At 57.6% G+C, this 9,673-nt stretch carries 7 protein-coding genes; 1 reads left to right on the forward strand and 6 read right to left on the reverse strand.

Annotation, left to right across the window (positions count from 1 at the left end; translation table 11 throughout):
• Positions 1-15: 15 nt before the first annotated feature.
• The 5 genes from F568_RS0118680 to F568_RS0118700 form a co-directional block, all read right to left on the reverse strand.
• Positions 16-477, reverse strand: coding sequence for a tripartite tricarboxylate transporter TctB family protein (locus tag F568_RS0118680; RefSeq protein ID WP_019020291.1), 462 nt, complete (start codon positions 475-477; stop codon positions 16-18).
• Positions 478-541: 64 nt separating this feature from the next.
• Entirely contained in the window at positions 542-1,504 is a 963-nt protein-coding gene (locus F568_RS0118685; protein ID WP_019020292.1) for a Bug family tripartite tricarboxylate transporter substrate binding protein, read from the reverse strand.
• Positions 1,505-1,700: 196 nt separating this feature from the next.
• Complete coding sequence (locus F568_RS0118690) at positions 1,701-2,375, reverse strand: GntR family transcriptional regulator (protein WP_019020293.1); 675 nt, start codon at positions 2,373-2,375, stop codon at positions 1,701-1,703.
• A 228-nt stretch (positions 2,376-2,603) separates the two neighbouring features.
• Entirely contained in the window at positions 2,604-3,191 is a 588-nt protein-coding gene (gene ssb, locus F568_RS0118695; RefSeq protein ID WP_019020294.1) for a single-stranded DNA-binding protein, read from the reverse strand.
• 93 nt (positions 3,192-3,284) lie between these two features.
• A complete protein-coding gene (locus F568_RS0118700) occupies positions 3,285-4,667 on the reverse strand; it encodes an MFS transporter (protein ID WP_019020295.1) in 1,383 nt (460 codons plus the stop codon).
• Between the two features lie 224 nt (positions 4,668-4,891).
• Here F568_RS0118700 and uvrA point away from each other — a divergent pair, with 224 nt between their 5' ends.
• On the forward strand, positions 4,892-7,741 hold the full coding sequence (uvrA, locus tag F568_RS0118705) for an excinuclease ABC subunit UvrA (protein WP_019020296.1): 2,850 nt from the start codon (positions 4,892-4,894) through the stop codon (positions 7,739-7,741).
• A 658-nt stretch (positions 7,742-8,399) separates the two neighbouring features.
• Here uvrA and F568_RS0118710 read toward each other — a convergent pair.
• Complete coding sequence (locus F568_RS0118710) at positions 8,400-8,996, reverse strand: hypothetical protein (RefSeq protein WP_019020297.1); 597 nt, start codon at positions 8,994-8,996, stop codon at positions 8,400-8,402.
• Positions 8,997-9,673: the final 677 nt, after the last annotated feature.

Consider the following 9,673-nt stretch of genomic DNA (forward strand, 5'->3'; position numbering starts at 1 on the left):
GATCGTCTCCGTCGCTCAGGACAGCCAGGGGCTTAGCACGCCCTGTGGCAATCTGAGCTGCAACGCGTGGGTGAAGAGCAGATAGATGCACACCGGAACACCGATGGCATAGATCACAACGTGAAGCTTGCGTCGCTCACCCCACAGCAGGGGGATGACCAGACAGGTCAGCATGGTGGTGAGGGTCAGACCGAGCACGCCGAACAGGAAAACCGAGGCCAGCAGCACTAGCGTAGTGGCCCACATGCGCCAGGTGATGACGGGCTTGGCCTCTTCGTCGTGGCCGCGGCCCTGATAGATCATCACCAAGGACAGCAGGGCGATGATTCCCAGGATCAGGCGAGGCATGTCAGCCGCCTGCATGCCTTGGGCAAAGGATGGTGGCACGGTGCCAAAGCCAGTGGTGACCCAGTACAGCACACCCGCCAAAACCAGCAATACGCATCCTGGAAGCAGGTCTCGCCAATGACGAATCATGTGCGCCTCCTTGTCTCGGATGAGAAATGTGTAGGGCCGCAGCGTACGGCCCCAGTCATATCATTCACTCGAGAAGCCCCAGGTCTGTCATGGTGGCCTCGCCCGCCTCGTACATGCGGCGAATCTGCTTGTCCCAGACTTCAGCGCCGGCGATGCTCGCGCTGTCCAAGCCGATGCCGTCGAGATACTCCTGGTAGCGCTCGCTTTCCATCCCGGCGAGCATAGCCTGCTCCAAAGCGTCGACACGCTCCTGCGGGGTGTCTTTGAGCACTACGTAGCCGCGCACGGTAGAGAAGGCAACGTCCATGCCGTTCTCGGCCAGGGTCGGTACGTCCGGCAGAGCGCCCATACGCTCTTCTGCCATCACCGCCAACGGACGAAATTCACCGGCGGCGATCTGGTCCTGGGTTTCCGAGATATTCAGGCCGGCTGCGTCAATGTCGCCGCGGGACAAGGCAGCGGCGAACTCCGCACCGCTGTCGAAGGGTACATAGGAGATTTGGATGTCGGCTTCGTTGGCGAAGCTCATGGCAGCAATATGGTCGACGCCACCGATCTGGGTACCGCCCCACTTGATGATGCCCGACTGGCCTGCTTCGATCAGGTCATCGATGGTCTCGTAGTCGCTGTTTCCGCGGGCCATGATGATGATGGGATCGTCGGTGGCACGCACCACGCCCTGGATGTCATCGATGCCAATCGGAGACTTACCGCGCAGCATGGTGAACAGATGTGTCGGCGTGACCGCCATCAAAGTATAGCCGTCGGCAGGCTTTCCGCTGACGTAACTCATCGCTACGGAGCCGCCCCCGCCCTTCTTGTTTTGCACGAAGACGTTGCTGTCGAGCTGCTCCTGAGTCGATAGAGCCACCATCCTGGCGGTCGTATCGGTGCCTCCACCCGGTGAGGTGTGCACGGCAATCTCGATTGGCTCCGTGGGGAAATCGTCTGCCGCTTGTACAAGGGATGCGAGGGAGGCGGATGTGATACCAACCGCCAGAATGCCGGTAGTGAACCAATGGCGCATAGTGGTTCTCCTTTAGAGTCGTTGTTAGGAGTTGTGGTGCTACGAACAACTGTAAACTGTTAACAGTTAGCAAAAACAAAACTAGCAGAAAGAGATTAATGCTCATACGTAGACATTGGTCTACAAACTAGAAGGGGCAATTTTTATCTTACAGATCATCAGGATAGAAAGAACCAAGTCCGGTCGGCAGGCTCCTTCAGGGGTCCGTCAACGCCTGCTCCATGCGCATCCATCCCGCCATCACATGGTCGCGCAGCGCTTTCGAGGCCTTCTCGGCATCGCGCGCGGCGATCGCCGTGACGATCACCACATGCTCGGCGTTGGAGGCCTTGAGATTGCCGCGTTGAACTAGGCCTCGACGACGAAATAGATGCAGCTGCTTGATGATGTCATCGTAGTAACGTGCCAGGGCAGTGTTACCAGCGTGCTCCATCATAGTGTCATGGAACTTGAGATTGAGCTGATAGTAGTCATCCAGATCTTCACAATCGGCGGCCTCGCCCATCTGCTCAACTAAACTTTCCAGCTCCGCAATGAGCTCCGGTGTTGCCCGCTCAACCAGCAGTTCACCCACCAGAGCAGTCAAGGCGCGGCGCACCTCGTATAGGCTGCGGGCTTCTTCTAGACTCATCTCACGAACGTAAGCACCATGATTGGCAACGTTGCGAATCAGCCCTGCGTATTCAAGACTACGGCAGGCCTCACGAATCGGCCCGCGGCTGATATCGAACCTGGCGGCCAAGGCGCTTTCGTTAATGCGGTCACCGGCGGACAGCTCACCAGAAATGATCAACTGCTCGATAGCATCGCGGGCGATGGACGTCAGCGTGCTTGAACGACGCTGACCAATTCTGTCCTTGGTCGAGTCCATCCGGGCCTCCATCTTGAGCCTAAATCGTAAACTGTTAACAATATCATCTAAGCGTAATACTGCAACCGATGTACCCCGACCATGCGGCTCGATCGCTGTGGGTCATCTCAAATAGCTCGGTAGCGACGGAGCAGACTCGAACTTTACATAAAAAATTAGCCTGACGAAAAACGCCCTGCAAAGCAGGACGTTACAAGGTTATGTGCACACTTCTTGACTAAGTGGTCGTCAGAACGGTATTTCGTCGTCGAAGTCGTCGAAACTGCCAGGACTTGGCGCCCCATAATTACCCCCTCCCTGCTGCCCACCGGCCGGGGGTTGCTGGGGCGGCTGCTGTGCGGGGCGCTGCTGAGGCTGTCCGCCACCTTGGGGGGCATTTCCGTAGCCACCACCCTGCTGGTCATAACCGCCCTGCGGCGCACCATAATTGCTCTGTGGTTGCTGGTTGTAGTCGGCACCGCCGCCGCCACCCTGACCACCACGTGTATCGAGCATTTGCATGTCGTTAGCGACGATCTCGGTGCTATAGCGGTCCTGACCATCCTGTCCTTGCCACTTACGTGTTTGCAGACGGCCTTCAATATAGATTCGCGAGCCTTTCTTGACGTATTGCTGAGCGATTTCGGCCAGCTTGTTGAACAGCACAACCGTATGCCACTCGGTGCGTTCCTGGCGCTGACCGCTCTGGCGGTCGGTCCAACTATCGGTAGTGGCAATACGCAGATTCGCCACCGGATTGCCCGACGGCAGGAAACGGATATCGGGGTCCTGCCCCAGGTTACCGATCAGAATGACCTTGTTTACACCACGGGCCATGGTTGACTCCTTACATGATCTTGGAAATAAGAGACCTGAGACAGGCCACGTGAAACGCCCCGCCAGGCGCACTGGCCTGCCAAGCGATCGCGATCAGGCGCCTCGGTGCGTGTGCCCGGAGCCAGCCACTCGGGCAAGTGCATCGGCATCGAGCTGCTGGCGATCCACTTTGAGGTAGGCGACTCGCTCCTCGGGCACCACGAGCACGTCTTCCACGCCCGCCACTTCGGCAAAACGCGCCATCAGCGTATCCAGCGCATCGTTTTCCTGCTCGTCCAGGGCCACCACCTCGCTCGATAAGTGACGTGGTGCCGGCATTCCCCAAATGACGATCAGCCACACCGCAGCCAGCAAGGCAGTGCCGATAAATACTGCATCATAACCGAAACGCTGCGCGAGAGCCCCTCCGAGCAAGCCCCCCAGAAAAGCTCCCAGAAACTGGCTGGTCGAGTAGATTCCCATGGCGGTGCCCTTGGCCCCGGCCGGTGCCAGCTTGCTGATCATCGAGGGCAGTGTTGCCTCGAGCAGGTTGAATGCCACGAAGAAGGCTAACAGCAAACCGAACAGCACCCAGCGCTGATGCCCCAGCTCACCCAGCAGCAGCAGAACCAAGGTCATCGCGGCCACGGCACCCAGGAAGGTAGCCTTCATGCGACGGTACTTCTCCGCCACGATCACGAGCGGCACCATGCACACAAAGGACAGCCCCATTACGGCGAGGTAGACCCAACCTTGCTGGTCGGCCTCGATGCCCACGGCCACTAGCCGGAACGGTAGCGCCACGAAGGCAGCCATGAGTATGAGATGCAGCGAGAATATCGAGAAGTCCAGGCGTAGCAGATCGCTGCGGGTCAGCGTACTACGCAGCTGGCTGCGATCCATTCCCACATCGTGATGCTGGACTCGGCGGGGAGCGGCCGGCACCAGGCGCCACAGTACAATGAGACTCAGCATGGCGAGCAACGCCGTGAACCAGAAAACGCCAGACAAGCCGAAGGATGATGCGACCAACGGGCCGACTACCATGGCGATGGCAAACGCGACACCGATCGACAATCCGATGGTGGCCATGGCGGCGGTCCGTACCTGTTCCCGGGTCTGATCGGCCAGCAACGCCATGATCGCCCCAGCCACAGCCCCACTGCCCTGCAGGCAACGCCCGGCGATAATACCGGCGATTGTCGTCGCCTGGGCAGCGACGATGCTGCCGATGATAAACAGCAGTAAGCCACCGGCAATGACGACCTTGCGCCCGATTCGGTCGGAGAGCAGGCCAAAGGGGATCTGCAAAACAGCCTGGGTAAGACCGTATGCGCCCAACGCCAGCCCGACCAGCAGCGGGGTCGACCCGGCCAGATCATCGGCATAAAGGGCCAACACCGGCAGCACCATGAACAGACCCAGCATGCGTGTAGCATACAGGCCGGCCAGGCCGGTAATGGCGCGACGTTCAGTGGCAAGCAGACGAGAGCTCATGAGCGGGATCGCATACAGATGGAAGCGGTTTGCAAAGCGGCGGCTCGCGCACCGGCAGCCGTCAGCGGGGCTAACATTCTACCGGTCCGAACGGTCTGAGGAAAAGCACAGTGTTGTTTTGCCTGCTGGCTCGGGCACTGAAACGGCAGTTGGATACTGGCGTGCTATGGTGAAGGCGGCCTAGATCGTATAATTGAAACTTTTGCGATGCGCATGAGGTGGGAATGGACAAGATCCAGGTCAGGGGTGCCCGAACGCACAACCTCAAGAACATCGATGTCGAACTGCCACGCGACAAGCTGATCGTGGTCACCGGCTTGTCCGGGTCCGGCAAATCTTCTTTGGCCTTCGACACGCTGTATGCCGAAGGCCAACGCCGCTATGTCGAGTCGCTTTCCACCTATGCCCGGCAGTTTTTGTCGATGATGGAAAAGCCCGACGTCGATCATATCGAGGGGCTATCTCCGGCGATTTCCATCGAGCAGAAGTCCACTTCCCACAACCCGCGCTCCACCGTGGGGACGATTACAGAGATATACGACTACCTCCGCTTGCTGTTTGCCCGTGCCGGGACGCCGCGCTGCCCCGAGCATGGCACCGATCTGGAGGCCCAGACCGTCTCGCAGATGGTCGACCAAGTGCTGGCCCTGCCCGAAGGCAGCCGGCTGATGCTGATGGCCCCGGTGGTCTCCGGACGCAAGGGCGAGCATCTGCAACTGATCGCCGAGCTGCGTGCGCAGGGCTTCGTTCGCGCCATGATAGATGGCCATGTGGTAGAACTCGATGACGTCCCTGCCCTGGAAAAGAACAAGAAGCACGATATCAGCGTGGTGGTGGATCGTATCAAGGTACGCGACGATCTCCAGCAGCGCCTGGCGGAGTCTTTCGAGACCGCGCTGAATCTCTCCGACGGCGTCGCCGTGGTTCACTTCATGGATGGAGAACATGAGGACATTCCCTTTTCGGCGCGCTTCGCCTGCCCGGTCTGTGGTTACTCCATCGCCGAGCTCGAACCTCGGATGTTCTCGTTCAACAACCCTGCGGGGGCCTGCCCTTCCTGCGACGGGCTGGGGGTGCAACAGTTTTTCGATGCCGACAAGCTGATCAGTCATCCCGAGTTGTCACTGGCCGAGGGCGTGATCAAGGGCTGGGACCGGCGCAGTGTCTACTATTTCAACCAGCTCGAGGCCGTGGCCAAGCATTACCGCTTCAAACTGGAGACACCGTGGAACGATCTCGCCCGGCATGAGCGCGAAGTCATCCTGCACGGTAGTGGGCACGATGCAGTCACCTTTAGTTACGTCAACGACCGCGGCCGAAAGGTGACCCGCGAGCATCCCTTCGAAGGCGTACTGCCCAACATGCAACGCCGCTATCGGGAAACCGAATCGAACATGGTGCGTGAGGACCTTGCCAAGTACTTGGCGGTACAGCCTTGCCCCACCTGCCACGGTAGCCGTCTGCGTCGCGAAGCCCGCAATGTCTTCATTGATGATCACACGCTACCCAATATCGTCCGCCTGCCGATCGGCGAGGCCTGGAGCTATTTCCGGCAGCTCGAACTGCCGGGGCGTAAAGGCGAGATCGCCGTAAAGATCATTCACGAAATTCATGCGCGCCTGGAATTTCTGGTCAACGTCGGCCTCGACTACCTGAATCTCGAGCGCAGCGCCGACACCCTGTCGGGCGGCGAGGCTCAGCGCATCCGTCTGGCAAGCCAGATCGGTGCCGGCCTGGTCGGGGTCATGTACATCCTCGACGAGCCCTCCATCGGGCTGCATCAGCGTGACAACGATCGGCTGCTCAAGACGCTGGAGCACCTGCGCAACCTCGGCAACACGGTAATCGTCGTCGAGCATGACGAGGATGCCATTCGCGCCGCCGACCATGTCCTGGACATCGGCCCCGGTGCCGGCGTCCATGGCGGCACTATCGTCGCCCAGGGCACGCCCGAAGACATTCAGCGCAACAAGGCATCTCTGACCGGACAGTACCTCGCCGGGACACGACGCATCGAGGTCCCTCCCCACCGAATTCCCGGCAACCCGGAAAAGATGCTGCGCCTGACCGGCGCACGCGGTAACAATCTGCAGGACGTCGACCTGGCGCTTCCACTGGGGCTGTTCATATGCGTGACCGGCGTATCCGGCTCCGGCAAGTCGACCTTGATCAACTCAACACTGATGCCGATCGCGGCCCGTGAGCTCAACCGAGCCACTACACTGACCCCTGAGCCCTACGAGCACATCGAGGGGCTCGACCAGCTCGACAAGATCATCGATATCGACCAGAGCCCCATCGGCCGCACGCCTCGCTCCAACCCAGCGACCTACACCGGGATCTTCACACCGATTCGTGAATTGTTCGCCGGCACACAGGAATCCCGTTCGCGCGGCTACAAGCCGGGGCGCTTCAGCTTCAACGTCAAGGGAGGACGCTGCGAGGCCTGCCAGGGCGAGGGCATGATCAAGGTTGAGATGCACTTTCTGCCTGACATTTACGTACCCTGCGACGTGTGTAAGGGCAAGCGCTACAACCGCGAAACGCTCGAGGTTAAATACAAGGATCGCAACATTCACGAAGTGCTCGAGATGACCGTCGAGGAGGCGCTCGAGTTCTTCAGCCCGATCCCTGCCATTGCCCGGCGGCTGCAGACGCTGATGGATGTCGGGCTGTCATACGTGCGACTTGGACAGAGCGCCACCACGCTGTCCGGCGGCGAGGCCCAGCGCGTCAAGCTAGCGCGTGAACTGGCCAAGCGTGATACCGGCAAGACGCTATATATCCTCGATGAACCTACGACCGGGCTGCACTTCGAGGACATTCGTCAGTTGCTGACCGTGCTTCATCGCCTGCGTGATCATGGCAATACCATCGTCGTGATCGAGCACAATCTAGATGTCATCAAGACGGCGGATTGGCTGGTTGACCTCGGCCCTGAGGGCGGTTCGGGCGGTGGACGCATCATTGCCGAGGGAACGCCGGAGCAGGTGGCGGCAATGGCATACTCACATACGGGACGTTTCCTGCAGCCCTTGCTTGAACGAAAAGCCGTGAACATGTCCGAGAACTGAGGCGACGACCTAGTGTCATGCCAGACATGGCATAAGCAAAACAAGGGCCCCAATAAAAGTCATTAGGGCCCTTGGACGATTCGGGGCTTCACTGACGAATTTCGGCATCCTGTCGAAGGCCTCGTTCCTGCTGCCAATGGCGTTTTCCTAGCGTGGCAATTTCCTTTTTTGCCCGCTGGAGACACCATACAATAAAAAAAGATTTTCCGGCCAAGGAAAAGCCCGGCAACCATGCAACCGGGCATATCGAAAGGATAATATTTTTATTTGGTTATTATTCTTGGCAAGGATGTCATTAACTAAGGCCTGCCTAGTCATCCGTGGCCAAGACCTTTTAACACTCTCCGCCCTTACACAATCATAAAACTAGGTTACATAAAGTTATCTTAATGTAATCTAAATACAACAAACCATGTAATCCAGAAACTACACTTATAAAGGGTTTTGCTAAATTAGCTAGACTTTAGGGAGCGTCTGCAAAGCATCGAGAGCAACACCTTCTTATGATAAGACCTGATTATGCCTGTCGAAGGTGAAGGTAATAGCCGGTGCTACCCATATGCAGGGGAGCACGGAAGATGCCATGAGGCTTGGCAGAACGCATTGGTGCACCGCCCAAGGCTTGGCTCAAGCCAGGTCATTTCGTTGCTTATTCCATCTAGGCCTGAGCCACTTGTCTTTGCCAACGCCGTAGCCTGTCCTGATGCCACCGGGGCGAAAGCAAGCGCGTATGGAATGAAACTGGCTTGAGAACGCCCTCCTCTTGAGCAAAGCGGCGATAGACACCGAAGGGCCTGTCATCGCGCCCATGAGTCGCAATGATGCGTATCTCTATCGAGTCCAGGTCTTCACAGCGTATCGATGCATTAGACGCTTGCAGCGAATGCTGTGCCAGGCGACGGAATGTATCCAACCGATATTCACTGCCTGAGGCCAAGGGGCCCTGTAATGCTCCGGTAGTGCTTTGAGTCTGGCCTAGCGAAGGTATGTAATTTGTGAGATCCGCCCTGAAGGTTTGATCCTTTCCTTTCACGACAGCCAACACTGCCGAGACGTACACCGCCTCTTGTCCCATGTTGATGACTGCACAGACACCATCAACATCCATACGCTGCTGGCGGGAAATGAGCAGCTTAGGCCTGCGCAGCTTGGCGAAATCGGCCATCATCAGGAAACCGAAAAACACCCAGACCAAGATGACACCAGCATTTGCCAGAAAAATCAGCGCCGTACTGTTAGAAGCAATCCATTGCATGTGGCCCCGGTCCCTTACGCACGTTTGGTGACAAGCCGCATCCTATGTAACCGGTAGGGAATGCAGCTTATTCAGTCTAGCCCAGCTCACCTCAGGTCTACACACTTCGCTCCCCTACAGCGAGCCCTGTTAGGCCAGGCTTGTAAGCCAGGCAGCGCAATTGAAAGAATACTGATCGAATCGGTGGAAGAGGCGGGCATAAGGCCACTCGGCTAACCAAGCGAGTAAAAGCCTGAGAGGCTACAGCAGGAGGATTGGCGCATAAGGTAAGCAGAAAGCAGATGGTTGGCACTGCATCAGGCTATGACTTGGACGGCATTGCTGTGTAGTCAAACCAATGGAGGTGATCACGTAGCCGTGTTGTTACTCTTACCTTAAACATCAGCACAAAAAAAGCCGCCTCGAAGGGCGACCTCTTTGCTACAACAGCCTGATTGATCAGGCTTACCCGTGGTGCCGGCACCAGGAGTCGAACCCGGGACCTACTGATTACAAGTATATCAAATAAAGCTTTCAATACAATAACATACATACAATCATCCTATACGCTCCCCTTTTCCCGCCTGTATAAACAAGAGCTTAGACAAGCATCCTATGAATTCATGGCCTACTAAGCCATGCCTGACCGTAAGCCACTTGAATTTTGCTAAACATTGTGCAAGCCTAGCCATAGAGTC

This window comes from Modicisalibacter luteus DSM 23508, assembly GCF_000378505.1.
Classification (GTDB): Bacteria; Pseudomonadota; Gammaproteobacteria; order Pseudomonadales; family Halomonadaceae; genus Modicisalibacter; species Modicisalibacter luteus.

Coding starts and splice junctions, on each gene's coding strand:
- F568_RS0118680 (WP_019020291.1), bottom strand. CDS start 477: ATGATTCGTCATTGGCGAGACCTGCTTCCAGGATGCGTATTGCTGGTT.
- F568_RS0118685 (WP_019020292.1), bottom strand. CDS start 1,504: ATGCGCCATTGGTTCACTACCGGCATTCTGGCGGTTGGTATCACATCC.
- F568_RS0118690 (WP_019020293.1), bottom strand. CDS start 2,375: ATGGACTCGACCAAGGACAGAATTGGTCAGCGTCGTTCAAGCACGCTG.
- ssb (WP_019020294.1), bottom strand. CDS start 3,191: ATGGCCCGTGGTGTAAACAAGGTCATTCTGATCGGTAACCTGGGGCAG.
- F568_RS0118700 (WP_019020295.1), bottom strand. CDS start 4,667: ATGAGCTCTCGTCTGCTTGCCACTGAACGTCGCGCCATTACCGGCCTG.
- uvrA (WP_019020296.1), top strand. CDS start 4,892: ATGGACAAGATCCAGGTCAGGGGTGCCCGAACGCACAACCTCAAGAAC.
- F568_RS0118710 (WP_019020297.1), bottom strand. CDS start 8,996: ATGCAATGGATTGCTTCTAACAGTACGGCGCTGATTTTTCTGGCAAAT.